Origin of the sequence: Morganella morganii, from assembly GCF_019243775.1 — a bacterium.
In the GTDB taxonomy this organism is placed as follows: Bacteria; Pseudomonadota; Gammaproteobacteria; order Enterobacterales; family Enterobacteriaceae; genus Morganella; species Morganella morganii.
The window spans coordinates 2,662,306-2,689,008 of record NZ_CP069157.1 but is presented as its reverse complement, the minus strand read 5'-3'; the positions used below and the strand labels follow the sequence as shown (position 1 = coordinate 2,689,008).

The 26,703-nt window shown below is 51.0% G+C and carries 26 protein-coding genes, 3 tRNA genes and 1 pseudogene; 23 read left to right on the top strand and 7 right to left on the bottom strand.

Features of this window, described 5'->3' with window-relative positions:
• The first annotated feature begins 54 nt into the window (after positions 1-54).
• The 12 genes from JL661_RS12980 to JL661_RS12925 all read left to right on the top strand — a co-directional run bounded on the left by JL661_RS12980 (position 55) and on the right by JL661_RS12925 (position 8,095).
• Complete coding sequence (locus tag JL661_RS12980) at positions 55-1,428, top strand: MFS transporter (RefSeq protein ID WP_062772248.1); 1,374 nt, start codon at positions 55-57, stop codon at positions 1,426-1,428.
• On the top strand, positions 1,421-1,828 hold the full coding sequence (locus JL661_RS12975) for a hypothetical protein (protein WP_126324590.1): 408 nt from the start codon (positions 1,421-1,423) through the stop codon (positions 1,826-1,828). Before JL661_RS12980 ends, JL661_RS12975 begins: the two co-directional genes overlap by 8 nt.
• Positions 1,829-2,254: 426 nt before the next feature.
• Positions 2,255-2,647 (top strand): tol-pal system-associated acyl-CoA thioesterase, encoded by a 393-nt coding sequence (gene ybgC, locus JL661_RS12970; protein ID WP_004241619.1) that lies wholly within the window; start codon positions 2,255-2,257, stop codon positions 2,645-2,647.
• Positions 2,644-3,330 (top strand): Tol-Pal system protein TolQ, encoded by a 687-nt coding sequence (gene tolQ / locus JL661_RS12965; RefSeq protein WP_004241620.1) that lies wholly within the window; start codon positions 2,644-2,646, stop codon positions 3,328-3,330. The genes ybgC and tolQ overlap by 4 nt, the downstream gene beginning before the upstream one ends.
• A 14-nt stretch (positions 3,331-3,344) precedes the next feature.
• Positions 3,345-3,770 carry a colicin uptake protein TolR gene (gene tolR, locus JL661_RS12960; protein ID WP_004235659.1) on the top strand — a complete coding sequence of 142 codons (426 nt, stop codon included), beginning with the start codon at positions 3,345-3,347 and terminating at the stop codon, positions 3,768-3,770.
• 46 nt (positions 3,771-3,816) lie between these two features.
• Complete coding sequence (gene tolA, locus JL661_RS12955) at positions 3,817-4,902, top strand: cell envelope integrity protein TolA (protein ID WP_004241621.1); 1,086 nt, start codon at positions 3,817-3,819, stop codon at positions 4,900-4,902.
• Between the two features lie 127 nt (positions 4,903-5,029).
• Positions 5,030-6,322, top strand: a complete 1,293-nt coding sequence (tolB, locus tag JL661_RS12950; protein WP_004235661.1) for a Tol-Pal system beta propeller repeat protein TolB — start codon at positions 5,030-5,032, stop codon at positions 6,320-6,322.
• A 43-nt stretch (positions 6,323-6,365) separates the two neighbouring features.
• On the top strand, positions 6,366-6,860 hold the full coding sequence (pal, locus tag JL661_RS12945) for a peptidoglycan-associated lipoprotein Pal (protein ID WP_004241622.1): 495 nt from the start codon (positions 6,366-6,368) through the stop codon (positions 6,858-6,860).
• A gap of 9 nt (positions 6,861-6,869) precedes the next feature.
• Entirely contained in the window at positions 6,870-7,649 is a 780-nt protein-coding gene (gene cpoB / locus JL661_RS12940; RefSeq protein ID WP_049243098.1) for a cell division protein CpoB, read from the top strand.
• Between the two features lie 165 nt (positions 7,650-7,814).
• Positions 7,815-7,890: transfer RNA gene (locus JL661_RS12935), tRNA-Lys, on the top strand.
• A 25-nt stretch (positions 7,891-7,915) separates the two neighbouring features.
• Positions 7,916-7,991: transfer RNA gene (locus JL661_RS12930), tRNA-Lys, on the top strand.
• A gap of 28 nt (positions 7,992-8,019) precedes the next feature.
• A tRNA-Lys gene (locus JL661_RS12925) sits at positions 8,020-8,095 on the top strand.
• A 66-nt stretch (positions 8,096-8,161) separates the two neighbouring features.
• Here the strand turns inward: JL661_RS12925 and JL661_RS12920 are convergent.
• Entirely contained in the window at positions 8,162-9,040 is an 879-nt protein-coding gene (locus JL661_RS12920; protein WP_062772251.1) for an aminoglycoside 6-adenylyltransferase, read from the bottom strand.
• Between the two features lie 226 nt (positions 9,041-9,266).
• On the opposite strand from JL661_RS12920, the gene pnuC reads away from it, so the two are divergent.
• The 3 genes from pnuC (at position 9,267) to aroG (ending at position 12,237) form a co-directional block, all read left to right on the top strand.
• Positions 9,267-9,968 (top strand): nicotinamide riboside transporter PnuC, encoded by a 702-nt coding sequence (gene pnuC, locus JL661_RS12915; protein ID WP_062772254.1) that lies wholly within the window; start codon positions 9,267-9,269, stop codon positions 9,966-9,968.
• Between the two features lie 88 nt (positions 9,969-10,056).
• Positions 10,057-10,986, top strand: coding sequence for a DUF808 domain-containing protein (locus tag JL661_RS12910; protein WP_015422551.1), 930 nt, complete (start codon positions 10,057-10,059; stop codon positions 10,984-10,986).
• A 198-nt stretch (positions 10,987-11,184) separates the two neighbouring features.
• Positions 11,185-12,237: a 3-deoxy-7-phosphoheptulonate synthase AroG gene (aroG, locus tag JL661_RS12905; RefSeq protein WP_004235667.1), complete on the top strand. Its 1,053-nt coding sequence runs from the start codon at positions 11,185-11,187 to the stop codon at positions 12,235-12,237.
• Positions 12,238-12,312: 75 nt separating this feature from the next.
• Here the strand turns inward: aroG and gpmA are convergent, their stop codons facing one another.
• The 3 genes from gpmA to modF all read right to left on the bottom strand — a co-directional run bounded on the left by gpmA (position 12,313) and on the right by modF (position 15,761).
• Positions 12,313-13,065, bottom strand: a complete 753-nt coding sequence (gene gpmA, locus JL661_RS12900; RefSeq protein WP_004235668.1) for a 2,3-diphosphoglycerate-dependent phosphoglycerate mutase — start codon at positions 13,063-13,065, stop codon at positions 12,313-12,315.
• 238 nt (positions 13,066-13,303) lie between these two features.
• A complete protein-coding gene (locus JL661_RS12895) occupies positions 13,304-14,122 on the bottom strand; it encodes a CPBP family intramembrane glutamic endopeptidase (RefSeq protein WP_049246931.1) in 819 nt (272 codons plus the stop codon).
• 187 nt (positions 14,123-14,309) lie between these two features.
• The gene (modF, locus tag JL661_RS12890; RefSeq protein WP_036417084.1) at positions 14,310-15,761 is read right to left on the bottom strand and encodes a molybdate ABC transporter ATP-binding protein ModF; all 1,452 of its coding nucleotides are present in this window, start codon (positions 15,759-15,761) and stop codon (positions 14,310-14,312) included.
• A 204-nt stretch (positions 15,762-15,965) separates the two neighbouring features.
• Here modF and JL661_RS12885 point away from each other — a divergent pair.
• Positions 15,966-17,919, top strand: a pseudogene (locus tag JL661_RS12885) (bifunctional 2',3'-cyclic-nucleotide 2'-phosphodiesterase/3'-nucleotidase).
• A 51-nt stretch (positions 17,920-17,970) separates the two neighbouring features.
• Here the strand turns inward: JL661_RS12885 and modE are convergent.
• Positions 17,971-18,756 carry a molybdenum-dependent transcriptional regulator gene (gene modE / locus JL661_RS12880; protein WP_004235672.1) on the bottom strand — a complete coding sequence of 262 codons (786 nt, stop codon included), beginning with the start codon at positions 18,754-18,756 and terminating at the stop codon, positions 17,971-17,973.
• Between the two features lie 199 nt (positions 18,757-18,955).
• Between modE and JL661_RS12875 the strand changes: the two genes are divergently transcribed.
• The 6 genes from JL661_RS12875 to JL661_RS12850 all read left to right on the top strand — a co-directional run bounded on the left by JL661_RS12875 (position 18,956) and on the right by JL661_RS12850 (position 23,082).
• On the top strand, positions 18,956-19,525 hold the full coding sequence (locus JL661_RS12875; protein WP_004241632.1) for a hypothetical protein: 570 nt from the start codon (positions 18,956-18,958) through the stop codon (positions 19,523-19,525).
• A gap of 114 nt (positions 19,526-19,639) precedes the next feature.
• Complete coding sequence (locus JL661_RS12870; RefSeq protein ID WP_004235675.1) at positions 19,640-19,780, top strand: AcrZ family multidrug efflux pump-associated protein; 141 nt, start codon at positions 19,640-19,642, stop codon at positions 19,778-19,780.
• 196 nt (positions 19,781-19,976) lie between these two features.
• A complete protein-coding gene (gene modA, locus JL661_RS12865) occupies positions 19,977-20,747 on the top strand; it encodes a molybdate ABC transporter substrate-binding protein (protein ID WP_004235676.1) in 771 nt (256 codons plus the stop codon).
• Between the two features lie 23 nt (positions 20,748-20,770).
• Complete coding sequence (gene modB, locus JL661_RS12860; protein WP_004235677.1) at positions 20,771-21,466, top strand: molybdate ABC transporter permease subunit; 696 nt, start codon at positions 20,771-20,773, stop codon at positions 21,464-21,466.
• Positions 21,460-22,527, top strand: coding sequence for a molybdenum ABC transporter ATP-binding protein ModC (modC, locus tag JL661_RS12855; protein WP_062772257.1), 1,068 nt, complete (start codon positions 21,460-21,462; stop codon positions 22,525-22,527). Before modB ends, modC begins: the two co-directional genes overlap by 7 nt.
• 198 nt (positions 22,528-22,725) lie before the next feature.
• Positions 22,726-23,082: a hypothetical protein gene (locus JL661_RS12850; RefSeq protein WP_036417077.1), complete on the top strand. Its 357-nt coding sequence runs from the start codon at positions 22,726-22,728 to the stop codon at positions 23,080-23,082.
• A gap of 88 nt (positions 23,083-23,170) precedes the next feature.
• Here JL661_RS12850 and JL661_RS12845 read toward each other — a convergent pair whose 3' ends face one another.
• A complete protein-coding gene (locus tag JL661_RS12845; protein ID WP_004235680.1) occupies positions 23,171-23,992 on the bottom strand; it encodes a pyridoxal phosphatase in 822 nt (273 codons plus the stop codon).
• Between the two features lie 222 nt (positions 23,993-24,214).
• Between JL661_RS12845 and pgl the strand changes: the two genes are divergently transcribed.
• Positions 24,215-25,204 (top strand): 6-phosphogluconolactonase, encoded by a 990-nt coding sequence (pgl, locus tag JL661_RS12840; RefSeq protein WP_004241640.1) that lies wholly within the window; start codon positions 24,215-24,217, stop codon positions 25,202-25,204.
• A 176-nt stretch (positions 25,205-25,380) separates the two neighbouring features.
• Here the strand turns inward: pgl and bioA are convergent, their stop codons facing one another.
• A complete protein-coding gene (gene bioA, locus JL661_RS12835; RefSeq protein WP_004241641.1) occupies positions 25,381-26,685 on the bottom strand; it encodes an adenosylmethionine--8-amino-7-oxononanoate transaminase in 1,305 nt (434 codons plus the stop codon).
• Positions 26,686-26,703: the final 18 nt, after the last annotated feature.

The following is a 26,703-nucleotide window of genomic DNA, read 5'->3' as shown; positions in this document are numbered from 1 at the left end:
TGATGCATAGACGGCTGCGGTCAACTGCTTTTACACTGCCGGCCGGAGGAAACCATGACTTATCGTTACCGTATCGCCCTGATTTTTTTACTGGGCTTTTTTATTGATTGTATCAATATCTTTATGTCGGCCATCACACTGCCTGCTATTGCAGAGGCCATGCAGGTGTCATCCCTGTCGGTGACCTGGGTGGCAAACAGCTATATTCTCGGACTGACACTGATTATCCCGCTCAGCCCCCGTCTGGCGGCCCGTTTCGGGATCCGCGAACTGATGACGGCCTCAATGCTGCTGTTTGCCGCGGCGGCTGTGCTGGCAGGCAGTGCAGAATCCTTTACTTCGCTGATTTTCTGGCGTTTTTTACAGGGTGTGGCAGGCGGATTACTGATCCCCGCCGGGCAGTCACTGACTTTTCAGTATTTTCAGGGGCGCGAGCGAAGCAAGATATCCACCATTATTATGATGATCGCGCTGATTGCGCCCGCGCTTTCCCCGATGGCCGGGGGGATCATTGTTGACTTCGCCGGATGGCGGCCTGTCTTTTATGTCAATGCGCCGGTGGCACTCTTTACGGCACTGCTGGCCTGGTGCTGGATCCGTGAACCGAAAACCACTGCCGGAGAAGCACCTGATCTCAAAGGGCTGCTTCTGGTCAGCCTGACGCTGGCATCCCTGCTGATTGCCCTCTCATTGTACGGGGAATACCACAATATTACCGGCGCACTGGCGCTGGGCGGGCTGATGCTGTTCAGTGCCGGGCTTTATTACCGCCATTACCGGCAGACTCCGCAGGCGATTATTGATTTATCGCTGCTGAAAAATACCCGGTTGTGGCTCTCGGTTGCAGTGTATTACGCGGTACCGGGCGTATTCACCGGGGCGAACATCCTCGCTATCTTTTATCTGACCACGGTTCTCAACCTGAGTACTGCCGTCACCGGTGCGTTTATGCTGCTGTATGCGGCGGGGGCGATGGTAGCTATGCTGATCAGCGGCGCAGTCTATAACCGGACCGGTGCCGGGCGACTGTTTATTATCAGTCTGCTGCTGCACAGCGGCGGTATCGCGCTGTTTGCCCTGACAGACAGCCACACACCGTTATATTTCATCGGTCTGATTTATCTGCTGACCGGCACCGGCGGTGGTATCGCCGCAAACTGCGCACAAACCACCGCACTGTATGATTTTCACGGTGCACAGCTGAATAAAGCCAGTGTGATCTGGAATATTAACCGCCAGGTGGTGTTCAGTATTGGTGCTGCCGTCATGATGACGCTGTATCAGACCCTGAATGCCATTGTTCAGGTACAGGCATTTGCCCTGACATTTCTGGGAGGCGCACTGGCCGGGCTTATCCCGCTGATTTTCCTGGTCCGCCCGCAGTTCCGCACTTCATTAAAACCCGCAGAGGAGATTATCCGTGAGTAATACTATGTTTCAGCAGGCGTGTGACGAAATCCATCATGTCCACGACCTGATTTTTAAAACATTTACGGTTCCGGGGGCAGAAGGGCAGGCGGCACTGTCTGAGCTGCTGACCCATTTCACTCCTGAGTTTTCCATGACCGGTATCAGCGGGGCGGTGATTGATCTCGCGGCGGTAACGGCGATGTTTACCCGTATACAGGGTCAGAGACAGGGAGCACCGATTGAAACGGCGGAGTATCAGTGCGTCAGCCTGACAGAAAACACCATATCTGTGCGCTATCAGGAGACACAGCACTTTGCCGGAAGCACCACAGCACGGCGCTCGCTGGTTATTCTCCGCCGGGAGGATAACGGGAAGTGGCGGTGGCATTATTTACATGAAACACCGCTGTCTGCCTGAAATGCCGCCGGTGGCGTTTTCAGCCGGTAAATGCGGACGGAAATCCTGTTTTTATAAGATAAAAATAAGGTGATTTAATTTATGTAATTACAATAAGTTAGATTACTCGGTAAATAAATCGGTAGCACAAAAATCCGGATAATTCCGGATTTTTGCGTATTCATGGGGAAAAATGTCTTTTAATAAGTGTTTAATGATAGCTTTCAGAGCAAAAAATAACGCCCCTAAGGTGTTGTAATACGTAACAAAATATTTTTTCATCTCAACCCTTCCGGGGGCTTGCGTGTTGGATAAAGGCGAGTATGATTAGCGCGCGGACAAACGGGCTTTTCTTATCTTTACGAACTAAGCATTTTCAATACGTTTGCTCTTCACGTATAGTTTGCAAAGCATGTTGTCTGATAAAGGTAAGTTGCGGGATATTCAATGTTCAGTTGGCCAATACGGGTTTATTACGAAGATACCGATGCTGGTGGTGTGGTATACCACGGGCAGTATCTTGCATTTTTTGAGCGCGCCAGAACCGAAATGTTACGGGAACGGGGCTTTCATCAGCAGCGTCTGCTGGAAGAGCAGCTCGGCTTTGTGGTCCGCAAATTAACTATCGATTACCACCATCCGGCAAGGTTAGACGATCTGTTAGAGGTACGCAGTGAGATCACCGACATCCGTCGTGCGTCTCTGACATTTACGCAGACACTTATGCATAAAAACGGAACTCTTTTATGTCGCGCAGAGGTATTGGTCGCCTGCGTGAATATTTCTTTAATGAAGCCGGTAGCGCTTCCTGAGTCTATTGTCGCGGAGTTTAAGCAGTGACTGACATGAATATCTGGGATTTATTCCTGAAAGCAAGTTACCTCGTGCAATTTATCATGCTGGTATTGCTGGGCTTTTCTGTTGCCTCGTGGGCCATTATTATTCAGCGCACCAAAGTCCTGAATGCGGCCACCCGTGAAGCAGAAGCGTTTGAAGACAAATTCTGGTCAGGAATCGAACTGTCCCGTCTGTATAAAGAAAGCCAGGCCCGCCGTGATGAACTGAGCGGTACTGAGCAGATCTTCTACTCCGGCTTTAAAGAATTTGCCCGCCTGCATCAGGCGAATGTGCACTCTCCGCAGGCGGTGGAAACCGGTGCGGCGCGTGCAATGCGCATCTCCATGAACCGTGAGATGGAAAATCTGGAAAACCACATCCCGTTCCTTGGTACTGTCGGTTCTATCAGCCCGTATATCGGTCTGTTCGGTACAGTATGGGGGATCATGCACGCCTTTATCGCACTGGGTGCGGTAAAACAGGCAACATTACAGATGGTGGCACCGGGTATTGCGGAAGCACTGATTGCAACAGCAATCGGTCTGTTTGCGGCAATTCCTGCGGTTATGGCATACAACCGTCTTAATCAGCGCGTGAACAAATTAGAACAGAATTACGACAACTTCAGCGAAGAGTTTCTGGCGATTTTACATCGTCAGGCCTTTGCTACTGCTGATAAGAAATAAGGCAGGAGATTATCATGGCACGTCATCGCGGACGCCGGCGGGAGCTGAAATCCGAAATTAACATTGTTCCTTTACTGGACGTGTTACTCGTGTTGCTGCTGATCTTCATGGCAACAGCGCCGATCATCAGTCAGAGTGTGGAAGTGGATCTGCCGGATGCCTCCGATTCACAATCCGTTTCCACCAATGATAATCCGCCGGTGATTCTGGAAGTCTCCGGTGTCGGCCGCTACACCCTGGTGGTGAAGCAGGATCGCCTGGAACTGTTACCGGAAGAGCAGATCATTGCTGCGGCAAAACAGTATCTGGCTGAAGATCCGAAGACTATTTTCCTGGTCGGCGGTGCCAAAGATGTGCCTTACGAAGAGATTATTAATGGCCTGAATATTCTGAAACAGGCCGGAGTGAAATCTGTGGGCCTGATGACGAAGCCGATGTAAGGTTTGTTATGCAGATGTTTTCACTCAGAAGGTTAGGGAATTAAGCGTGGGAAAGCTGAAAGAGCGTAAAGATAAATTAAATCGTTCTGTCATCACCTCTGTGGTGTTGCATCTTTTGCTGATTGCGCTTGTGATCTGGGGATCCTTTGTAACCAAATCAGGGCTGACCGGCGGCGGTGAGGGCGGTCAGGTGATCGACGCCATTATGGTTGATCCGAACGCCATGGTTGAAAATTTTAACCAGCAGCAACAGCAGCAGGCCAACGCAAAACAGGCTCAGGCGCAGCGCGAGAAAAAAGCGAAGCAGCAGGAAGAAGAATTACGTCAGAAAGAACTGCGTGAGCAGGAGCGCTTAAAAGCAATTGAAGAAGAGCGCCTGAAGACCGAACAACAAGTTGAAGACCAGAAAAAACAGGCTGAAGAGCAGCAAAAACAAGCTCAGGAAGCCGTGAAGAAAGCCAAAGAAGAGCAGAAGCTGGCGGAAGAAGCCGCTGCCAAAGCTCAGGCTGAAAAAGAAAAAGTAATTAAAGAGCAGGCACTGGCGAAGAAACAGGCTGACGAAAAAGCCGCCGCACAGAAAGCCGCTGAAGAAGAAAAAGCCAAAGCCGAAAAAGCGGCTCAGGAAAAAGCCGCCAAGGCCGAAGCCGCTAAAGCGGAAGCAGCCAAAGCAGAAGCCGCCAAAGCTGAAAAAGCAGCCAAAGACAAAGCAGCTAAAGAAAAGGCAGCCAAAGCCGCAGCGAAAAAACAGGCCAGTGAAGTCGATGACCTCCTCGGCGGACTGGCGTCCAACGCTCCGGGCACAGAAAGCGGCGGTGCATCCGCAGCCGGTCAGGGCGGTGGCAAGAAGAGCGGAACAAATTCGGATGGCGATATGAACGGTTATATCGCACAGGTCCGGTTAGCGATTCAGGCGAAGTTCTATAATGCGGATATGTACCGCGGTAAAACCTGTACGCTGGAAATTAATATCACTGATAAAGGTACGCTTATCAGTGTGAATGCGGTCGGTGGTGATGACGGTTTATGTCAGGCCGCACTCGCGGCGGCCAAACAGGCTCGTATTCCTGCGCCGCCGAGCAAATCGGTCTGGCAGCAGTTTAAGAATACCAAACTGGACTTTAAGCCGGAATAAGCTGTAATACAGCGTGACGAACCAGATATATCCGGGTATTAGTTTTTACTGTGGTATCTGGTTTTGGTTATGAACGTTTGTTAAAATACGGGTTTGATGCGGGCATTGGCGCAACGAGGGAGAGAGAATGAAGCAGGCAGTTAAATACATGCTCGGTTTTCTGATGCTGTGGGCGGCAGTTGCTCAGGCTGAAGTTCGTATCGAGATTACTCAGGGTGTTGATTCAGCACGTCCTATCGGCATTGTACCTTTCCAGGTCGCCGGCGGCGGCGCTGTACCGGAAGAAGTCGGCGCTATCATTGCTGCTGACCTGCGTAACAGCGGGAAATTTAACCCGATCGACCCTAACCGTATGCCGCAGTTACCGGGTACCGCGTCTGAAGTGGTTCCTGAGTCCTGGACGGCGTTAGGCATTGATGCTGTTGTTGTCGGCCAGGTTCAGCCGGGTGCTGACGGCAACTATCTGGTGAGCTACCAACTGGTGGATACCTCCGGTTCCCCGGGCAGCGTGCTTGCACAGAACCAGTTTAAAGTCACCAAACAGTGGCTGCGTTATGCGGCACACACTGCCAGTGATGAAGTATTTGAGAAATTAACCGGTATTCGTGGTGCATTCCGTACCCGGATCGCTTATGTGGTGGTTAAAAACAGCGGTGACTATCGTCACGAGCTGCGCGTGTCTGATTATGACGGCTACAACCAGTTCACCGTTCACCGTTCACCTGAGCCGCTGATGTCACCGGCATGGTCACCGGATGGCGAGAAACTGGCGTATGTTACCTTTGAGAGCGGAAGTTCAGCCCTGGTTATTCAGAATCTGTCCAGCGGACAGGTGCGTCAGGTTGCTTCATTCCCGCGTCACAACGGTGCACCGGCATTTTCACCGGACGGAACCAAACTGGCATTTGCGTTATCAAAAACCGGTAGTCTGAATCTGTATGTGATGGATCTCGGCTCAGGCCAGATGCGTCAGGTAACAGATGGTCGCAGTAATAACACCGAACCTTCATGGTTCCCGGACAGCCAGACGTTAGCGTTCACGTCTGACCAGGCTGGTCGTCCGCAGATCTATAAGGTTGGTATTAATGGCGGTGCGCCTGAGCGCCTGACGTGGGATGGGACTCAGAACCAGAATGGTGACGTCAGTGCTGACGGCAGTTTCCTGGTAATGGTCAGTTCAGGCGGCGGGAAACAGCATATCGCCAAACAAGATCTAGTAGCGAACAATTTCCAGATTTTAACGGATACGTTCCTAGATGAAACGCCAAGTATCGCACCTAACGGCACTATGGTTATTTATAGCTCCTCACAAGGTATGGGAACTATATTGCAGCTGGTTTCGACCGACGGGCGTTTCAAAGCGCGTCTTCCGGCGACTGACGGACAGGTAAAATTCCCTGCCTGGTCGCCGTATCTGTGATGCATTAAAAATATGTATGGCAAATTATAAAAGGATCAAAGAGATGCAACTTAACAAAGTGCTTAAAGGGCTGATGTTAGCTTTACCTGTTCTGGCTGTTGCTGCATGTAGTTCTAACAAAAACGACCAGGCGGATGCGGGCACTGTCGACAATGGCGCAAACGCCGGTATGTCTGCGGAAGAACTGGCACGCCAGCAGCTGCAGGAACTTCAGAACAACAATATCGTATACTTCGGTTTCGACAAATACGATATCTCTCCTGAATTCCAGCAAATGCTGGATGCACACGCTGCATTCCTGCGCAACAACCCTTCTTACAAAGTAACTGTTGAAGGTCATGCTGACGAACGTGGTACTCCTGAGTACAACATCGCACTGGGCGAGCGTCGTGCTAACGCAGCGAAAATGTACCTGCAGGGTAAAGGCGTTAACGGCGAACAAATCTCTATCGTTTCTTACGGTAAAGAGAAGCCGGCAGTTCTGGGTCACACCGAAGCTGACTACGCTAAAAACCGTCGTGCTGTAATCGTATACTAAGAGATATACATGAAAAGTAACTTCAGACGCCTGATGGTGAGTCTGTCGTTATTGATAGGTGTAGCGGCCCCCTGGGCCGCTATTGCTCAGGCACCCATCATCAATATCGGCTCAGGCTCCACTGATGACCGCCTCATGCAGCTCGAGCGTATTTCTAACGCTCATGGTCAGCTATTAACCCAACTTCAGCAACAAGTCATGGACAACCAGCGCGATATCGACATGCTGCGCGGGCAAATCCAGGAAAGTCAGTACCAGCTGAATCAGTTGACAGAACGCCAACGCGAACTTTTCTCACAGGTGGATTCCCTCACCGGTGGCGGCAGCGCATCAACAGATAATACATCCGCGGCATCCGGTAATACGGACTCTGCGGGTACTGCCGCAACCTCCGCTCCTGCTGCTGCAAGTAAGGGCAATGAGAAAGATGACTATAACGCCGCGGTAAACATGGCGATGAACACCAAAGATTATGATGGTGCAATCAGCGCATTTCAGAGTTTTATCCAAAGCTATCCGAAATCCGGTTATCTTCCTAATGCCAATTACTGGTTAGGTCAGATGAACTACAACAAAGGCAAAAAAGATGACGCCGCGGCGTATTTTGCTTCTGTGGTAAAGAACTGGCCGAAATCCCAGAAAGCAGGGGAGTCCTTCTATAAAGTTGGGCTGATCATGCAGGAGAAAGGGGATAAAGCGAAAGCGAAAGCGATTTATCAGCAGGTTGTCGCAAAATATCCGGGCTCTTCCGGTGCGAAACTGGCTGAGAAAAAACTGGCTGGTTTATAACCGCCGGTTTATTTTTTTTGCTCAGAGTATAGCCCCGACCGGAGAGTTTTTTGCTCAACCGGGGCTAAGTGAGTGAATTATAAGCGTTTGAATAAGTTAATTTGAAAAAATCGTTGCACCGGCCGGATAAATCAGTATTATATCGTGCCGTTGGCAAGAGAGTACGGGTCGTTAGCTCAGTTGGTAGAGCAGTTGACTTTTAATCAATTGGTCACAGGTTCGAATCCTGTACGACCCACCATTCTCTTTTGCCCGAAATCTGAAACGGGTCGTTAGCTCAGTTGGTAGAGCAGTTGACTTTTAATCAATTGGTCACAGGTTCGAATCCTGTACGACCCACCATTTCAGAGTCCCTCAGCAGTATTACGATGGGTCGTTAGCTCAGTTGGTAGAGCAGTTGACTTTTAATCAATTGGTCACAGGTTCGAATCCTGTACGACCCACCATCGTAACCATTTTCCCTCTGATTTTTGTTCTCCCCCGGCATCACACCGGCGATCATCCGTTTGTTATTATTCATTCTCCGGCGCAAGTAAATCATCGGCATTCAGCCGGTCAGTGACCAGTGCAATAATTTTATCTGCCAGCGTTATATCGATATCAAATTTCTGTGTTTCAATCACGCGGAGTGCCACATCGCGGTAGAGTGTCAGCATCGCCATATGCGCCCGTGCGGCACGGACACGATCACGGTTATCCAGTGTCGCCATAAAACGCCCGTACAGGCCCGGAGGCAGCCAGGTGCTCAGATGACGCCCCGCATACCAGACATCCTGTGTACCGTCACTACGAAGCAGCACATGCCACTCCAGCAGGGTGATCAGCCATTGTTTCATGGCGGTATCTTTCAGCCGGGTAGTCCAGAGTTCATTGCGCAGATAATAAACCGGCACCTGTGAGGCTTCCAGCCAGAAGTTCTGCCAGTTTTCCTGGAATGTCTGTTGGTCCGGCGAGGTGAGCACGGCAGTCGGATCGGCATACTCCGGCAACCCGGCAGTGAGACCGGTTTTATCCAGCAGAACGGCATAACCGCGCTGATAGATGCTGTCCAGCCCGTGTGCGGCCATTTGTATGATACGTTCGCGCCCGGCCAGCACAAAATCAACTTTACGGCCTTTCTCATACAGAACCTGACAAGACGGCCAGCAGAGGCTGTCGTCTTCGCGCGAAGCCGCTTTGCGGATAATCAGCGGCACACCAAACCGGCTCAGCCAGCGGCTGTCCTGAAACAACTCATCATGACTGCTGCCGATCAGTTCGGCATTAATATCTGAAAAACGGTCTGCCTGGTTCTGGCGTGCCACAGAGCCGGTGATAATGACCGCATCGATACGGGGATCTAATAGGGCAAAAGAAATTATATTGTTTATAATTTGCTCAATTGATTCCATCTTACATCTCATTCATATAATTAATAGCTGGGCTGATAGTACGTCATAATCAAAAATAGCGGGAGAGTTCAGGTTAAAAAAAACGTTATCATGTTTAGCATATTAAACAAATGCTGTTACGATGGGATGATTTTACTGAAAAAAACAGGGCAGAATACAGTTAACTAAACCTGTTATCAGTGGCTGGCCGCCGGTGACAGGAAATATACTTAACACAGGTGACGGAATGGAATTTTTTGATATTAATAATATTCTCGTGGTGATCCCTTACTGGAAAGAAGGGTCTTATTCGCTGTCCTGGATTGAAGCGGTGGGAGCAACCGCCGGGTTGTTATGTATCTGGCTGGCAAGCCTGGAAAAAACAATCAATTATCTGTTTGGTCTGATTAACGTCACACTGTTTGCGGTGATTTTCTTTCAGATCCAGCTCTACGCCAATCTGCTGCTGCAGATTTTCTTTTTCGCCGCCAATATTTACGGCTGGTATGCCTGGAGCCGGCAAAATGAGAAAGCAGAAGCGGAGCTGAAAATCCGCTGGATGCCACTGCGGCAGACTGCCGTGATTGCGGCGGTTTCTCTGGCGGCGATTTTACTGCTGGCGCGTTTTATCGACCCGGTCTTTACGTGGCTGGCACAGAGCATGGTTAGTATGCTTAATGCCGCAGGGGCTGATCTGGCAATGCCGGTATTGCTGCCCGATGCTTTCCCGTTCTGGGATGCAGCCATGACGGTATTGTCTGTGGTGGCGATGATCCTGATGACCCGCAAACTGGTGGAAAACTGGCTGCTGTGGGTGGTTATCAATATGATCAGTATTGTGATTTATGCCCTTCAGGGTGTGTACGCGCTGTCGCTGGAATATATTATCCTGCTGGGTGTGGCGCTCAACGGTTCGCGGATGTGGATAAAAGCAGCGAAGCAGCCGTAAAACTATTTTCAGTGCAATAACCGGGGGATTATAATGAGAGTCTGATGATAATCAGATTCTCATTAATCAGCAATAAAAGGAAACGCCTGTGGCCGGTGGCAGCTTACTCGCACTACTCGATGATATCGCAACCGTACTGGATGATGTCTCTGTGATGACCAAAATGGCCGCCAAAAAGACATCCGGTGTACTGGGGGATGACCTGGCGCTGAATGCACAGCAGGTGGCCGGTGTCCGCGCGGAGCGGGAGATCCCGGTGGTCTGGGCGGTGGCGAAAGGTTCCTTTCTCAATAAACTGATTCTGGTACCGCTCGCACTGTTGATCAACGCCTTTGCCCCTTGGGCTGTTACGCCGCTTCTGATGGTCGGCGGGGCGTTTTTGTGTTTTGAGGGGGCGGAAAAACTGGCACATAAGTTTCTGCATAAAGCCGGTGATGAGCCCGGTGAAACGGCACCGGCGGAAGATATTCAGACGCCGGAAGAGTTGGCCGCGTTCGAGAAACGCAAAGTCAAAGGCGCTATCCGCACCGATTTTGTGTTATCAGCGGAGATTATTGCTATCACCCTCGGTATTGTTGCCACCTCTCCCTTTATTAATCAGCTCGTGGTGTTGTCGGTGATTGCGATCATTATGACTATCGGGGTATACGGCCTGGTGGCCGGGATTGTCAAACTCGATGATCTGGGATTTTACCTGCAGAAGAAATCAGCCGCGCTGCTGAAAAAACTGGGTGACGGACTGATCCACGCCACGCCGTATTTAATGAAAACCTTATCAGTCGTCGGGACAGCGGCCATGTTTATGGTCGGCGGCGGTATTCTGACACACGGCATTCCGTTTATTCATAACCTGATTGAAAGTCTTGCTCAGCAGAGTGCACAACTCCCGGCACTCGGCAGCATATTGCACTTTATGACCCCACCGGTTGCCAATTTATTGTTTGGTCTCGTCGCCGGTCTGGTGATTGTTGCGCTGATTACCGCTGTTAAGCGTATTAAAACTGGATTAGCGGCATAAATACCCTTCTCACGGGCAGCGGCTGATGAAGCCGCTGTTTTCCTTCTGATTCATAATAATTTGTCCTGTTGATCTGAATATTTTCGGGGTGAAAAATTAATTTCAATTCCGGCGGCAGCTAATTGTTTACAGCTTGTTGACAAGCAGTTAGATTAAAATAACGACAATAATGAAACGGGACACCGGAAGAGACGGGTTATGAATTATCAGAACGATGATGTAAAAATAAAAGAAATTCGGGAATTATTACCGCCAGTGGCGTTATTAGAGTCATTTCCCGCGACTGAGACTGCCGCAGACACCGTTCGCCGCACCCGTCATGCAATCCACGAAATCCTGGAAGGCCGGGATGATCGCCTGCTGGTCGTTATCGGGCCATGCTCAATTCACGACCCGAAAGCGGCGGTTGAATATGCGGATCGCCTGCTGACATTACGCAAAGAACTGAAAGGTGAGCTGGAAATCGTCATGCGCGTCTATTTTGAAAAACCGCGCACCACGGTCGGCTGGAAAGGGTTGATCAACGATCCGCACCTCGACCACTCTTTTGCCATCAATGATGGTCTGCGTATTGCCCGCAAACTGCTGCTGGATATCAATGATAAAGGCTTACCGGCAGCCGGTGAGTTTCTGGATATGATCACCCCGCAGTATCTGGCGGATCTGATGAGCTGGGGTGCTATCGGTGCCCGTACCACGGAATCTCAGGTACACCGTGAGCTGGCCTCCGGGTTGTCCTGCCCGGTCGGGTTTAAAAACGGTACAGACGGTACCATCAAAGTCGCCATTGATGCCATTAACGCCGCCGGGTCGCCGCACTGTTTTCTGTCCGTGACCAAGTGGGGACATTCGGCCATCGTGAACACCACCGGTAACGGTGACTGCCATATCATTCTGCGTGGCGGTAAAAAACCTAACTACAGCGCGGAAGATGTCAGTGCGGTAAAAGAAGGGCTGGCACAGGCCGGTCTGGCACCGCGTATCATGATCGATTTCAGCCACGCTAACAGCAGCAAACAGTACAAGCGTCAGATGGATGTGAGCACCGATGTGGCACAGCAGGTTGCCGGTGGTGAGAAAGCCATTATGGGTGTGATGGTGGAAAGCCACCTTGAGGAAGGGAACCAGAACCTGGAAGGTGATGCGCCGCTCGTGTACGGCAAGAGCGTGACAGATGCCTGCATCGGCTGGGAAGATACCGAAACCCTGCTGCGTCAGCTGGCAGATGCGGTAAAAGCCCGCCGCAGCTGATTTCGCCGGAAGCATTAATCCCGGAAAATAAAAAACCCTGACACTGTCAGGGTTTTTTTCACCAAAGAAAGCGGATTACTTCGCTTTACCCTGGTTAGCAACAGCAGCGGCTTTGGCAGCAATCGCATCCTGGTCGCCCAGGTAATAGCGGCGCAGCGGCTTCATGTTTTCATCAAACTCATACACCAGCGGCACTGCGGTCGGGATGTTCAGCTCGAGGATTTCATCTTCGCTCATGTTATCCAGGTATTTCACCAGTGCACGCAGGGAGTTACCGTGTGCAGCGATGATTACTTTCTCACCGGAAGCAACGCGTGGTTTGATAACATCAGTCCAGTAAGGCACAACGCGGTCGATAGTGATCGCCAGGCTCTCAGTGGCAGGCAGTTCGCTTTCTGCCAGTTTCGCATAACGCGGATCGTGGCCCGGGAAGCGCTCATCACTTTTTTCCAGTGCCGGCGGGGTAATGGCAAAACCGCGACGCCACAGTTTGACCTGCTCGTCACCGTATTTTGCAGCGGTTTCCGCTTTATCCAGACCCTGGAGTGCGCCGTAATGGCGTTCGTTCAGTTTCCAGCTTTTCTCAACCGGCAGCCACTGCTGGTTTACCTGATCCAGGATATTCCACAGTGTGTGAATAGCGCGTTTCAGTACAGAGGTATAGGCGAAATCAAAAGAGAAGCCTTCTTTTTTGAGTAACTGACCAGCCTCTTGTGCTTCAGCACGGCCTTTTTCAGATAACTCAACATCAGTCCAGCCGGTAAAGCGGTTCTCTTTGTTCCACTCACTTTCACCGTGACGTACAAGCACCAGTTTAGTTACTGCCATAGCGTAAACTCCTGTTGTGTTTCAGATAGGGGGTTTCAGAATTGAAACAGACCCGGCACATTGCCCATTATATTGGTCACCGGCGCCTTTCGGCAAACTTTCCGCACAGGTATTTCCGCCGGGGCCTGTGCGGAAGAGATCAATTCCGTCCTGTTTACCGGATAGTGTATACCAAAACTGAATCGATTCCGCTATAAATGTTTACGCAAAGTGTGATACACAGGAAAAAACGGTTTTTTTACGCCACCTTAAACGGCCAGGTAAAAAACAGCAGATGGCAGAGGTTCAGTGCGAAGTGAAACCCTGTCGCCACCCACAGCCGTCCGCTCCACATCCAGGCCAGCCCGTAGATAACCCCTGCCAGACCGGCAAAGACAACCAGCAGCGGCCCTCCGGCAATATGTGCCAGGCCGAAGACAGCGGCTGCAATAAACAGCGCGGCATAGGGCGGCAGATACCGGGAAAGCACCTGCTGAATAGCCCCCCGGAACAGCGCTTCCTCTGCGAGGGAGACAAAAAACAGATTCGCCAGCATAAACGCCGGCAGCCAGCGCGGCAGATGCGGTTCAAACCCCAGTCCGCCAAGAGCGGTTGCCAGTAACAATAGTGCAGGTACGGAGAAAGCCAGTAACAGCCAGTGCAGACGGGTGACCCGGCGCAGCGGCGCGGTGACAAACAGCTGCGGAATGATGATGATCAGCACAAACGGAAGCAGTGCTTTATCGGCATTAAACCAGAAAGAATAGGGCGGACTGTGCGGCCCGGCAGCCTCCGGCGGCATCCAGCGCAGGTTGTGGAATCCCGGCAGCAGGTGAAAAGCCAGACCCGGCACGACGGTGATCACCAGTAGTGTCAGCAGTACACGCTGCCATGAGCGTGGTGCGGTATAAGGCCGTGCGACAGCCAGAAGGATAGCAAACCACAGGGTGAGCAGGGCATGCCAGTCCATCACACCGGTAAACAGGGCGCTGATGGTGGCAGCCAGAAGTGTTGCCAGTGACAGTGTCCGGTGAAATTGTAATAACAGCAGAGATAATGCAAGTAAAAGCCAGGTCATGGAATTGTGTCAGAGAATCAGAAAAGGAGTGAGCAGGGTAAAAGAGAAGTCAGTGATGCGCCAGTAAAAAAAGCAGACTGATAATGATTTTTAATCAGATTATTCTTAATAACAGACTGAATACATTCAGAAAATAACGGCTGTTTCCGGTGCAGTAAAAAAGTAAAACAGCCGTTTGATAAAAAGATTACAACGTATTGATTTCGTAACGATAACTACCGTTATCAGGAATAAATGCCAGCCGCCGGTTGATACAGGCCGGGGTATCCTCGCTGTGATGGCTGACAAACAGCAGCTGGGTATCACCACGGCTTATCATAATATCGATAAAACGCAGCACCAGCAGGCGGTTGAGTGTATCCAGCCCCTGTAACGGCTCATCAAGGATCAGCATTGCAGGGTGTTTTACCAGGGCCCTGGCAATCAGTATCAGCCGCTGCTGCCCCCACGACAGGCTGTGGAACGGAGCATCGCGGTACGCTTTCAGACCGAGCAGCGCCAGCCACTCATCCGCCAGTTTTACCTGCCGGTCTGACGGTTTCTGATAGAGCCCGACAGAATCGAAATAACCGGAAATCAGCGTGTTACGCACACTGATATTGACGCGGTAACTGAGGTGGATGCTGTTACTGACATACCCGATATGGCGTTTGATATCCCACACCGTTTCTCCGCTGCCCCGGCGGCGGCCGAACAGCGTCAGGTCATTGCTGTAGCCCTGCGGATGATCACCGGTGATCAGACTGAGCAGTGTGGATTTACCCGCGCCGTTCTCGCCGGTGATTTGCCAGTGCTCACCGGGCAGCACCTGCCAGGTCAGATCATTGAGGATGGGCTTATCGTTATAGCTGACACAGCCGTGATTGAGGATCACCCGCGGAATATCCGGCGCAAGGCGTTCTGCGGACGGGTCATCCCGCTCCGGCAGCGTCAGATGCTCTGTCTGCTCACTACGGGCCAGCTGTGCCTGTAATAGTGCGGATAAGGTATCCGCCGGTGCCAGCACACAGTCTGTCAGCAGCCCGGCGCGGGTGATAAAGTCCGGAATATCACTGAAACGGTTGAGGATCAGAACAACCGTCAGCCCGCCCTCTGCAAGCTCTGCCAGCATCTCACTGAGCATACGGCGGGAATCGGTATCCAGCCCGTCATAAGGCTCATCCAGCACCAGTAAATCCGGCTCTGTCATCAGTGCCTGACACAGCAGGGTTTTTCGGGTTTCACCGGTGGAAAGGTATTTAAAGCGGCGTGACAGGCGATCAGAAATCCCGAACTGCGCCGCCAGCTGCAGGCAGCGCTCATTATCACGATGCTCCGCCTGAATAATCTCAGCGGTGGTACGGCCGTTATCGGTGTCATCGCCATCCATCAGGTCGGTATTATTGCGGTTCCACTCTTCATCAATCAGCGCCTGTAATTTCTCAAACGCGACCAGAACCGGACGGCGGAAAGTGTTGCTCATCTCCCCGGAAAGCAGCGGAAGTTCCTGAATCAGCGCGCGGGCAAGGGCAGATTTTCCACTGCCGTTAGTGCCGATAAAGGCGTGGTGCTGACCGCTTTCCAGCTGTAATGACGGAACAGAAAGCTGTTTATCCGCGCTTAACCGGAAGACCCCTTGTGTGATGTGCAGATATGCCATAGTGAACAGCCTTATTATTAGTTTAATTATTCCCCAGAAATAAGCGGAACCGGCAGGGATGTCAAGATATGGCACCGGTGTTACATCCCGTATCATGAAAAGAAGATCTGCTTCACAGAAACGTCATCATTCAGTCTGCTGTTTTTGTTATACTTTTTGGTACAGAAATCAGGGCATCACGGAAATTAACCGGAAGAGGGTGTTATGGTGAGAACAGGATTAAAATATTCGGTGCTGGCATTACTGATCAGCGGAACGGTCAATGCCGCAACGGTGGATCTGCGGGTGATGGAAACCTCGGATATTCACAGTAACTTAATTGACTTTGATTATTTCAAAGACAAACCGACAGAGCAGTTTGGTCTGGTCCGCACCGCCGGTTTAATTAAAGCGGCAAAAGGTGAAGCCACCAACGCAGTATTAGTGGATAACGGGGACTTAATTCAGGGCAGCCCGCTGGCGGATTATATGGTCAGTAAAGGGTTAAATGACGGTGAAGCCCATCCGGCACATAAGCTGATGAATACCATGGGTTATACCGTCGGAAACTTCGGTAACCATGAATTTAACTTTGGCCTGGATTATCTGAAAAAAGCCATTGCCGGTGCGGATTTTCCGTATGTGAATGCCAATATTATTGATGAGAAAACCGGTAAGAATCTGTTTACCCCTTATATTATCGTTGATACCCCGGTTAAAGATCGCGACGGCAAAGAGCATGTGATTAAAATCGGCTATATCGGTTTTGTACCGCCGCAGATCCTTATCTGGGATAAAGCGAATCTGGAAGGAAAAGTCCGCGTCAATGATATTACGGAAACCGCGAAAAAATTTGTGCCGCAAATGAAGGCAGAAGGTGCGGATTTAATTGTCGCTATTCCGCACTCCGGTTTTTCTCAGGAGCCGTATAAAGCCATGGCTGAGAACTCGGTTTATTATCTCAGTGAAGTACCGGGTATTAATGCCATTATGTTCGGTCACTCGCACGGTGTATTTCCGGGCAAAGACTTTGCGGATATCAAAGGCGTTAATATTGAGCAGGGAACCGTTAACGGTATTCCGGCAGTGATGCCCGGCCAGTGGGGGGGATCACCTCGGCGTGGTGGATCTGGTGCTGAATAATGATGACGGTGCGTGGAAGGTGGCGGATGCCAAAGCACAGGCGCGTCCGATTTATGACAAAGTCAATAAAAAGCCGCTGGTGGTACGGGATGACAAGCTGGCTTCTGTGATTGATGAGCAGCACAATGCGACCCGGACCTTTGTCGGCAAACTGATTGGTAAATCACCGGATAATATGTACAGCTACCTTGCCTTGCTGCAGAGCGACCCGACGGTGCAGATTGTGAATAATGCACAGACTGATTATACCCGCCGCTTTATTCAGGGCGATCCGGATCTGGCAGATTTACCGGTGCTGTCAGCGGCTGCACCGTTTAAAGTGGGCGGACGCAAAAATGCCCCGGCGGATTTCGTCGAGGTGGAAAAAGGGGATATGACGTTCCGCAACGCGGCGGATCTCTATCTCTACCCGAATACGCTGGTGGTGGTGAAAGCGACCGGTGCGGAAGTGACCGAATGGCTGGAGTGCTCCGCCGGGATGTTCAATCAGATTAACCCGCAGTCAGAGGCACCGCAGAGCCTGGTCAACTGGGATGGTTTCAGAACCTATAATTTCGATACCATTTCCGGGATCAACTATCAGATAGACCTGACACAACCGGCAAAATATGATGTGGAGTGCCAGACAGTCAATCCGCAGGCCAACCGTATCAAAAATGTGACTTATCAGGGTAAGCCGATTGATCCGAAAGCGGTTTTCCTGGTTGCCACCAATAACTACCGTGCTTACGGCGGAAAATTTGCCGGTACCGGTGACAAACATATTGCGTTTGCCTCACCGGATGAAAACCGCAGTGTGCTGGCCGGTTATATCGCGGCAGAAACCAAAGCGAAAGGTGCGGTATCAGCGCAGGCTGAGCAAAACTGGACATTTGTGCCGGTGAAAACGGATAAGAAATTAGATATCCGCTTTGAAACTTCACCGGGCGATAAAGCCACACAGTTTATTAAAGAAAATGCCCATTACCCGATGACCCGGGTCGGGACGGATGATGTGGGTTTTGCGGTTTATCAGGTTGATTTAACAGCGAAGTAAGCAGTTACTCACGAAAGCCGCCGTCAGCGGCGGCTTTTATCATCATTTTTATCAGCATAATGTGGCAATAATCACCTGGTCCGCATTAAACAGCGCGGTGACGTCATCACCTTCTTTCAGTTGCTGCCTGTCGGCATCCTGATTATCCAGGGTGGAGCATAATTGTGCGCCGCCGGTCAGTGTCACCATCACCTCGCTGTTTTCCGCACCTCTGGCAACGGAACAGATACGTCCGCTCAGACGGTTGTCATAATCCGTGCTGTTTTCTGCGGATTTGCTGATTTTCACCCACGGCGCTTTAATCAGAGTAAGTACTTCTTTACCGACTGATAAGCCCAGCCGGTTGGCACTCTGTTCCGTCAGGGCAACGGCAAGTTCGGTCTTTTTATCCGCCAGCAGGACATTCACATGCTGCTGCACATGAGAATGGTTGCGCGACATAATTGTGCCGAAGAACTGGTTACGGGCACTGGTCTGCAATGAGAAGCGGGAGATGGCCGCCAGCAGGCTGTCGAGGGGCAGCGAATCATCCTTAAGAACATCAAAGGCTTTCTGCTGGATCTGTGCCAGCAGATCATAAAGCTGAAGTAAGCGCTCACCATAGCGTGTCAGTGTCGCGCCGCCGCCGCCTTTGCCGCCGGTGGCCCGGTCAACAATGGTTTCCTCGGCAAGCTGGTTCATCTCATTGATGGCATCCCAGGCGCTTTTGTAACTGATTCCGGCCAGTTTTGCCCCCTGACTGATGGAGCCGGTGGCTCTGACCTGTTTGAGTAAGGAAATCCGCCGCGGATCGGCAAATAAATGACCTTCTGATTTCAGTGTTAATAAAATATCCAACGGAAAATACCCCGTATATTAATCAGACAGAATCACCGGCGCAGTCTCTCCGCCCGGTGCGGCTTTACTTTCCGGTTAGTGTAGCAAACTGCGTTTTTTTTTCATCTGCCAATATGGCAGTTTAAGTTTACTTAAAAATTCATGAACCGGATAAAAACAGGTATGGTATAGGAATTGATTATCAGCCAGAGATTATTTCATGCAGAATGTATTATTTCGTCTTCATCAGGCAGTCAAGGATTCCCCGGAACCGGAAGGGGCTGAAACAGAAGAATTTGCCCGTATGCTGGCAGAACAGCCATTCTGGGCTGAATCACAGGATCATGAAAGTGGCGGACAAATTGGTCTGGCATTCACTCAGGGGGAAGATGATGAAGAACCTCTGCTGCTCGTTTATATGCGTGATGATGGCGGTCATGAAGCACCTGCAAAAGTCGCGGAAGAAATGGCATCCGGTGAGCGGGAATATACCTGGCTGCCGGGCGCGTTTTTACTGGGACTGAGCAGGAAAATTGATTTCACACTGTGCATCATCGGTGAGGATGGGCAAACCCTGCCACTGAACAGCCAGTTTATGAAAATGATGTTTCTCTATATTCAGGAGCTTTACCGCGAAGACGATGAAGGTGAAACACCGGTACAATCCCCGGCTGCCCCTGTCTCACCACGCAGCAGTATTGTGGAAAAACCCGGCAGTGCCGGAAAAGTGATAGGTTTTCTGATTCTGGCGGCGGCTATTGTGGCGGTTGTTTACTTTATGCAGACCTGACAGCACGAATCGCCATGCTTTCCGGGGTGTGATTTATATAGAATAGCGGCCATTATGACGCTATTATAGTCATGCTGAATATCCTTTTCGCCTGATATAAAGAGATTAAGTGCTATGTTTGAGTTAGTTAAAAGTTTAGGTTTCGCACTGTTAATGGTTCCTGTTGTTATGACAGGCCTGGCGGCTCTGATCTGGGGATTAGGTGAAATTTTCAACCTGATTTCAAAAGGCGAGCGCCGCGAAAAGCAGCTCTGATTATACCGTATTCAGGATTACCTGCGTTCGCGGGTAATCCGTCTTTGTTTCTGTTTTCCCGCTCATTATCTGCGTAATTCCCCTCATTTTATATTGTTTTCCGCTTAACTGCCGATAGTGGGATAAACCTCCTTTCATTTTTCGTTGTATCTTGTTATATACAACGGGTTAATCCTAATCTATCCTGGTGGAAAAAATGAAAAAACAGTTCAGTAAGTTATTGGCCGGTGTTGTTATCTCTGCTGCTGTCATGAGTCAGGCATGGGCCGCTGAAAAAGTGACCGTATTTGCTGCGGCATCACTGACAAATGCGGTTGATGAAATCTCGGCAAAATATAAGCAGGAGAAAAAAGGTGAAGTGGTCGCGTCTTATGCGTCTTCTTCCACCCTGGCCCGTCAGATTGAAAATGGTGCTCCGGCAGATATCTTTATTTCTGCTGACCAGAAATGGATGGATTATGCCCAGGAGAAAAACCTGATCATCAATGACACCCGTAAAACCCTGCTGGGTAATGAGCTGGTGCTGATTGCCGCGAAAGACAGCAAAATTGATAAAGTTGATATTAATAAGCAGACTGACTGGGTTAAATTACTGGATGGCGGCCGTCTGGCTGTCGGCGATCCTGATCATGTGCCGGTTGGTATCTATGCACAGGAAGCCCTGGAAAACCTGGGTGCCTGGAAAGTCGTTGATCCGATGCTGGCCCGCACCAATAATGTGCGCAGCGGCATGGCGCTGGTGGAACGCGGTGAAGCGCCGCTGGGTATTGTGTACGGCTCTGATGCGGTTGCCAGTGATAAAGTGAAAGTGGTCGGTATTTTCCCTGCAGATACCCATAAACCGGTTGAATATCCGATTGCTATCCTGAAAGATCGCAATAATGCCGATGTTAAAGGTTTCTATGATTACCTGCAGACACCGGAAGCAAAAGAGATCTTCAAACGTTACGGTTTCAGCCCTCTGTAATAAGTAAGGACTAACAGACAGCGATGTTGAATGAGTATGAATGGCAGGCGGTCATCCTCAGCCTGAAAGTATCAACGGTCGCCGTGGCAGCCAGTCTGCCGTTCGGCATACTGATGGCATGGGTACTGGTGCGCTGCCGTTTTCCGGGCAAGTCGCTGCTGGACAGTCTTATCCACTTACCGCTGGTGTTACCGCCGGTGGTAGTGGGTTATCTGCTGCTGATCAGCATGGGGCGCAAAGGCATTATCGGTGAGTGGCTCTATAACTGGTTCGGCTTCAGTTTTACCTTCAGCTGGCGCGGTGCCGCGCTGGCTGCGGCTGTGGTGGCTTTTCCGCTGATGGTGCGGGCTATCCGTCTGGCACTGGAAGCGGTGGATATGCGCCTGGAGCAGGCGGCACGGACACTCGGGGCTTCCCCGCTGCGGGTCTTTTTCACCATCACACTGCCGCTGTCGCTGCCGGGTATTATTGTCGGTACTGTGCTGGCATTTGCCCGTTCGCTGGGGGAATTCGGCGCGACAATCACCTTTGTTTCCAATATCCCGGGGGAAACCCGGACTATCCCGCTGGCCATGTACTCCCTGCTTGAAACGCCGGGGGCGGAAATGGACGCAGCGCGGCTCTGTATTATCGCCATTGTTCTGGCACTGGCTTCACTGCTGGCCTCGGAATGGCTGACCCGCTGGGGACGCAAACGCCTGGGGGTTGCCACATGTTAGTGCTTGATTTTGAACAACAGCTCGGTGATTTATCGATGGTGATCAATACCGAACTGGCCAGTGACCGTATTACCGCTGTCTTCGGGCTCTCCGGGGCAGGGAAAACCTCCTTTATCAATGTGATCGGCGGGCTGACAAAACCGCAGAAAGGGCGGATTGAGCTTAACGGTCACACACTCGTCAATATTGAAAAACGTATCTGTCTGCCGCCGGAAAAACGCAAAATCGGCTATGTCTTCCAGGATGCACGCCTGTTTCCCCATTACCGGATAAGAGGCAACCTGCGCTACGGCATGGCACGGGGGATGGAAGATCAGTTTGACAGTATTGTGGAACTGCTGGGTATCGGGCATCTGCTGAACCGCCTGCCGATGACCCTCTCCGGCGGGGAGAAACAGCGGGTGGCGATTGGCCGCGCGCTGCTGACCGCACCGGATATCCTGCTGATGGATGAACCGCTGGCGTCTCTGGATCTGCCGCGCAAACGCGAACTGCTGCCGTATCTGGAAAAGATGGCACAGGATATCAGTATTCCGATCCTGTATGTCAGCCACAGCCTGGATGAGATCCTGCGGCTGGCGGAAGATGTGGTGATTCTGGAAAAAGGCCGCATTCTGGCACAGGGACCGCTGGAAGAGGTATGGGCCGGGGCGGCATTACGCCCGTGGCTGACACAGGAAAGTCTCTCAAGTGTACTGAGTGTCACTGTGCTTGAGCACCACGACCGCTACGCCATGACGGCCGCTGCTATCGGTGACCAGGTGCTGTGGGTGCCGCGTATCGCCGGTGAACGGGACACGCCGGTACGTGTGCGTGTCAGTGCGGATGATGTGTCCATTGCACTGGAAAAACCGAAAAGCAGCAGTATCCGCAATATATTACGGGCAAAAATCACGGAAATGTATGATGACGACAACGGGCAGAATGATGTGCGTCTGGCGGTCGGCAATCATTTCCTCTGGGCACGTATTACCGGCTGGGCGCGGGATGATTTGCAGCTGAAACCCGGACAATGGGTGTATGCCCAGGTAAAAAGCGTGTCACTGAGCCGCGAATTATAATTTATCTGAATATACGTACTTTTCATTAATAAAAGGGGCATTCATATTATTCCGATTGCCCTTCCGAATCACCGGCGATATATATTAACGCCGGTGCATCACTGACCCTGCCAGATTATCACAGAATATTCTCCGCACACGGAAACAAGTGTAAGACGTGCGTTATTGCATAAAAAACCACTGAGTCAGAGGGATAAAATGAAAAAAGCACTTTTCTTTTTATTACTGGGTATTTTCTCCGGCGGCCAGGCGCTGGCGGCAAATCAGGTGATGTGTTACACCTATCTGAAAAAAGTCAAAGATGTTGAAATCGAAAACTTAAAAGTCTGGTGTATCGGCACCACTGACGGTTCTCAGGGCGGAATGCGTATCCCGGAGCTGCTCAGTATGGGATATAAAGTGGTGGCAACAGAAAGCTTCCCGTATCAGTATTCTGAGGGCGGCTATACTTATGACGGATCGAAATTATTGCTGATCGTCGAAAATGCAAAATTCCCGAATCAGAATCCGGCAGAAAAAATGAAAAATAACTGGAATTTTGATAAGTATAAATAACTAATTTTGTTCTCTGAACAGCGGGAAATAAATAATAAAAAACGCCTTTATTAAAAGGCGTTTTTTATAGTTCAGAATACGGTATTGATCAGCTGAGAATATGACGGCGGATTGCCTGTGCAATACCCGGCTGTGTATTATCCGGGATAATCAGGTCAGCGTGTGCTTTGACTTCGTCTGCCGCATTACCCATTGCCACTCCGAGACCGGCGGCTGAAAGCATGCTGATGTCATTATGGTTATCACCAAATGCCATCACATCTTTCATCGTCATTCCCTGAGATTCCACCCATTCCTGTAAACGGCGGCCTTTGCTGTTACCTTTGCGGGCAATATCCACCTGGTTTATCCACGACCACTCGCAGGACAGTCCCATATCCGCTTCCACAGCGTCGGTAAATTCACGCAGTTTGTTCAGATCATCTGAGCAGGTGGCGAATTTCCAGATAGTGTCAGCGCGATCAACCTCATCAAGAAAATTATTCACTTTGCGCATCACCGGACGCTGGTGCTCCGGCAGAGAAGCTGACCAGTTCAGTGTCCGCTCAATAGTGCTGCTGTCAGTGTGATAAAGCATGGCATCCGAGATATACATCAGATGCTCGATATCCGTCTGTGCCAGGCGTTCGAGCAGCTGACGGGATTCACTGACACTCATCGGATCGGCGGAAAGCACTTTTTTCCCCGGATAATCGTACAGATAGGTACCGTTACAGCAGATAGCCGGTGTATCCAGCTGCAATGTCTGATAAAACGGATGAATAGCAACGTGATGACGGCCGGTGACAATCAGCACCTGCACCCCGGCACGACGGGCTTCGCGGATGGCATCCAGCGACTCCTGCAATATATGTTTATCCGGATCGAGAAGTGTACCATCGAGATCAAATGCGAGGACGCGGTAAGACATAACAGGGAGCCCCTTGTATGAGTGTCAGAACCGGAATAACGGCGGGCATCAGGGAATATTATTGTATCCTGACGGCATCCTGAATGATTCCGGGCGGAGATAACTGATAATATAGCATGTTAATTGTTTCGCGATAAACGCTAAGTGCGGTATTATTATACAGAAATGCTTACATTACCTGTTAAAAATCAAACGGGTAAGTGATGATATTAAGGAGCGCGAATGAAGCAGGTGGTTTATGTTGCCAGTACGGAAAGTCATCAGATTCATGTCTGGCAGATGAATGAACACGGTGAGATGTCACTGTTACAGACAGTATCAACGCCTGATCAGGTGCAGCCGCTGATCACCGCGCCGGATGGCCGTCATCTTTATGCTGCGGTCAAACCGGGCAATGCGGTGGCGACTTATAAAATCGCGGAAGACGGCAAACTCACACAAACCGGCCTGACGCCGCTCCCGGGCACTGCCGCCTATATCACCCTTGATAAAGCGGGGCGCACACTGTACGCCGCTTCTTATCATCAGGGAAATCTGGCGGTACTGCCGATCCGCGATAACGGTATTCCCGTCCGTGCAGTGCAGGTGATTGAGGGATTAAAAAATCCGCATTCCGCCAATATTGCGCAGGATGGACACACACTGTTTGTGCCGTGCCTCGGGGAAGATCACATCCGCGCTTACACGATTGAGGAAGACGGACGCTTAACTGAACGTCACGCCGATATGCTGACGGTTGCTGCCGGTGCCGGGCCGCGCCATATGGCGTTTCATCCGGCAAAGCATGTGGCGTATTGCCTGAATGAATTAAATGCGACCATTAATGTTTACCGCGAATGGGTGAAAGTCCGTGAAATTCAGTCTGTCGATATGATGGCGGATGATTATTCAGGACGACGCTGGGCAGCCGATATTCATATCACGCCGGACGGGCATCATCTCTATGCCTGTGAGCGGGCATCAAGTGTGATTAATCACTACCGGGTGTCGGATGACGGCGGTCATCTGCAACTGGCGGGGTGTTATCCGACTGAAACTCAGCCGCGCGGTTTTGCGGTGGATAACAGCGGGCGTTTCCTGATCTCAACCGGACAGCTCTCTCACCATGTGGCGGTTTCCCGGATTGATGCAATTACCGGCGAACTGCACTTTATCAACCGCTATCCGGCAGGAAAAGGGCCGATGTGGGTGACAGTGCTGACGCTGAAGTAATGTGTTTTTTTCAATACAGAGTTTGCCGGTCAGGTAATAAGCGATAACGGGCAGGCGAAACGAAAAGCATGCGCGTCATGGATGACGCGCCTGAGCTTACAGGGATGTATTCACAGCGGCTTTTCGTTTTTGCCCGTTATCAGCGCTTCACCGGTACTGATGCTATCACCTGTTTTTTATTCCTCCGTCACCTTATCTATCGCCTGCGTCAGTTTTTCCAGTTGTGCCGCTGTAATAATGTATGGCGGCATAATATAAATCAGCCGTCCGAACGGCCGGATCCACACACCGGCGTCAACAAAGTGGCGCTGTAATTCCGCCATATTGACCGGCTCTTCCGTTTCAATCACACCAATGGTACCGAGTACCCGCGCATCGCGGATTCCGCTGCGGGATTTCAGCGGCAGCAGAGCGCTTTTCAGTTGTGTTTCGATAGCCTTCACACGCGCAGCCCAGTCTCCGGACAACAGCAGATCAATACTCGCCACTGCCGTGGCACAGGCCAGCGGATTACCCATAAAGGTCGGACCGTGCATAAAGCAGCCTGCGTCACCCTGACTGATGGTGTCTGCAATATGGCGGGTGGTGAGGGTGGCTGAGAGTGTCATATAACCGCCGGTGATGGCTTTTCCGAGACACATAATATCTGGTGATATACCGGCGTGTTCACAGGCAAACAGTTTACCGGTGCGCCCGAATCCGGTGGCGATTTCGTCACAAATCAGCAGGACATTGTAGTGATCACACAGTGATCTTACGCCTTTCAGATATTCCGGATGGTAAAAGCGCATTCCGCCCGCCCCCTGGACAACCGGCTCCAGGATCACGGCAGCGACCTCGTGATGATGCTGTGCCAGCAGGTTTTCCACAGAATGAAGATCTTCCGGCCGCCATTCCTCATCAAATCCGCACTGCGGCGCATCTGCAAACAGATGATCCGGCAGATAGCCCTGCCAGAGTGAGTGCATGGAGTTTTGCGGATCACACACTGACATCGCGCCGAATGTATCGCCGTGGTAGCCGTGACGCGGGGTGATTATCCGGTGGCGTTTTTCGCCGCGTGCCTGCCAGTACTGCAGCGCCATTTTCAGGGCCACTTCCACCGCGACCGAGCCGGAGTCGGCAGGAAACACGCATTCCAGCGACTCCGGCGTGATTGCCACCAGACGGCGGCACAGTGCAACGGCAGCCGGATGAGTGATCCCGCCGAACATCACATGTGACATCTGTGACAGCTGTTCAGTCACCGCCGCATTCAGTACCGGGTGATTATAGCCGTGGATAGCCGCCCACCAGGAGGACATACCGTCAACCAGTTCGCGGCCGTCTGCGAGTGTCAGTACCGCACCGCGTGCCGATACCACCGGATAGACCGGCAGCGGCTGAGTCATTGATGTATAAGGGTGCCAGATATGGCGGCGGTCAAAATCCGCATCATCAGCCGAAAAGGCGTGACCTGAAATATTCTCTGAAAAAGCCATTATGTAAACCATTTTAAT

What these genes read in the sequence shown, in the direction of transcription:
- JL661_RS12980 (WP_062772248.1), top strand. Translation starts at nt 55, where the DNA reads ATGACTTATCGTTACCGTATCGCCCTGATTTTTTTACTGGGCTTTTTT.
- ybgC (WP_004241619.1), top strand. Translation starts at nt 2,255, where the DNA reads ATGTTCAGTTGGCCAATACGGGTTTATTACGAAGATACCGATGCTGGT.
- tolR (WP_004235659.1), top strand. Translation starts at nt 3,345, where the DNA reads ATGGCACGTCATCGCGGACGCCGGCGGGAGCTGAAATCCGAAATTAAC.
- tolB (WP_004235661.1), top strand. Translation starts at nt 5,030, where the DNA reads ATGAAGCAGGCAGTTAAATACATGCTCGGTTTTCTGATGCTGTGGGCG.
- pal (WP_004241622.1), top strand. Translation starts at nt 6,366, where the DNA reads ATGCAACTTAACAAAGTGCTTAAAGGGCTGATGTTAGCTTTACCTGTT.
- cpoB (WP_049243098.1), top strand. Translation starts at nt 6,870, where the DNA reads ATGAAAAGTAACTTCAGACGCCTGATGGTGAGTCTGTCGTTATTGATA.
- JL661_RS12920 (WP_062772251.1), bottom strand. Translation starts at nt 9,040, where the DNA reads ATGGAATCAATTGAGCAAATTATAAACAATATAATTTCTTTTGCCCTA.
- pnuC (WP_062772254.1), top strand. Translation starts at nt 9,267, where the DNA reads ATGGAATTTTTTGATATTAATAATATTCTCGTGGTGATCCCTTACTGG.
- aroG (WP_004235667.1), top strand. Translation starts at nt 11,185, where the DNA reads ATGAATTATCAGAACGATGATGTAAAAATAAAAGAAATTCGGGAATTA.
- gpmA (WP_004235668.1), bottom strand. Translation starts at nt 13,065, where the DNA reads ATGGCAGTAACTAAACTGGTGCTTGTACGTCACGGTGAAAGTGAGTGG.
- JL661_RS12895 (WP_049246931.1), bottom strand. Translation starts at nt 14,122, where the DNA reads ATGACCTGGCTTTTACTTGCATTATCTCTGCTGTTATTACAATTTCAC.
- modF (WP_036417084.1), bottom strand. Translation starts at nt 15,761, where the DNA reads ATGGCATATCTGCACATCACACAAGGGGTCTTCCGGTTAAGCGCGGAT.
- JL661_RS12875 (WP_004241632.1), top strand. Translation starts at nt 18,956, where the DNA reads ATGCAGAATGTATTATTTCGTCTTCATCAGGCAGTCAAGGATTCCCCG.
- JL661_RS12870 (WP_004235675.1), top strand. Translation starts at nt 19,640, where the DNA reads ATGTTTGAGTTAGTTAAAAGTTTAGGTTTCGCACTGTTAATGGTTCCT.
- modA (WP_004235676.1), top strand. Translation starts at nt 19,977, where the DNA reads ATGAAAAAACAGTTCAGTAAGTTATTGGCCGGTGTTGTTATCTCTGCT.
- modB (WP_004235677.1), top strand. Translation starts at nt 20,771, where the DNA reads ATGTTGAATGAGTATGAATGGCAGGCGGTCATCCTCAGCCTGAAAGTA.
- modC (WP_062772257.1), top strand. Translation starts at nt 21,460, where the DNA reads ATGTTAGTGCTTGATTTTGAACAACAGCTCGGTGATTTATCGATGGTG.
- JL661_RS12850 (WP_036417077.1), top strand. Translation starts at nt 22,726, where the DNA reads ATGAAAAAAGCACTTTTCTTTTTATTACTGGGTATTTTCTCCGGCGGC.
- JL661_RS12845 (WP_004235680.1), bottom strand. Translation starts at nt 23,992, where the DNA reads ATGTCTTACCGCGTCCTCGCATTTGATCTCGATGGTACACTTCTCGAT.
- pgl (WP_004241640.1), top strand. Translation starts at nt 24,215, where the DNA reads ATGAAGCAGGTGGTTTATGTTGCCAGTACGGAAAGTCATCAGATTCAT.
- bioA (WP_004241641.1), bottom strand. Translation starts at nt 26,685, where the DNA reads ATGGCTTTTTCAGAGAATATTTCAGGTCACGCCTTTTCGGCTGATGAT.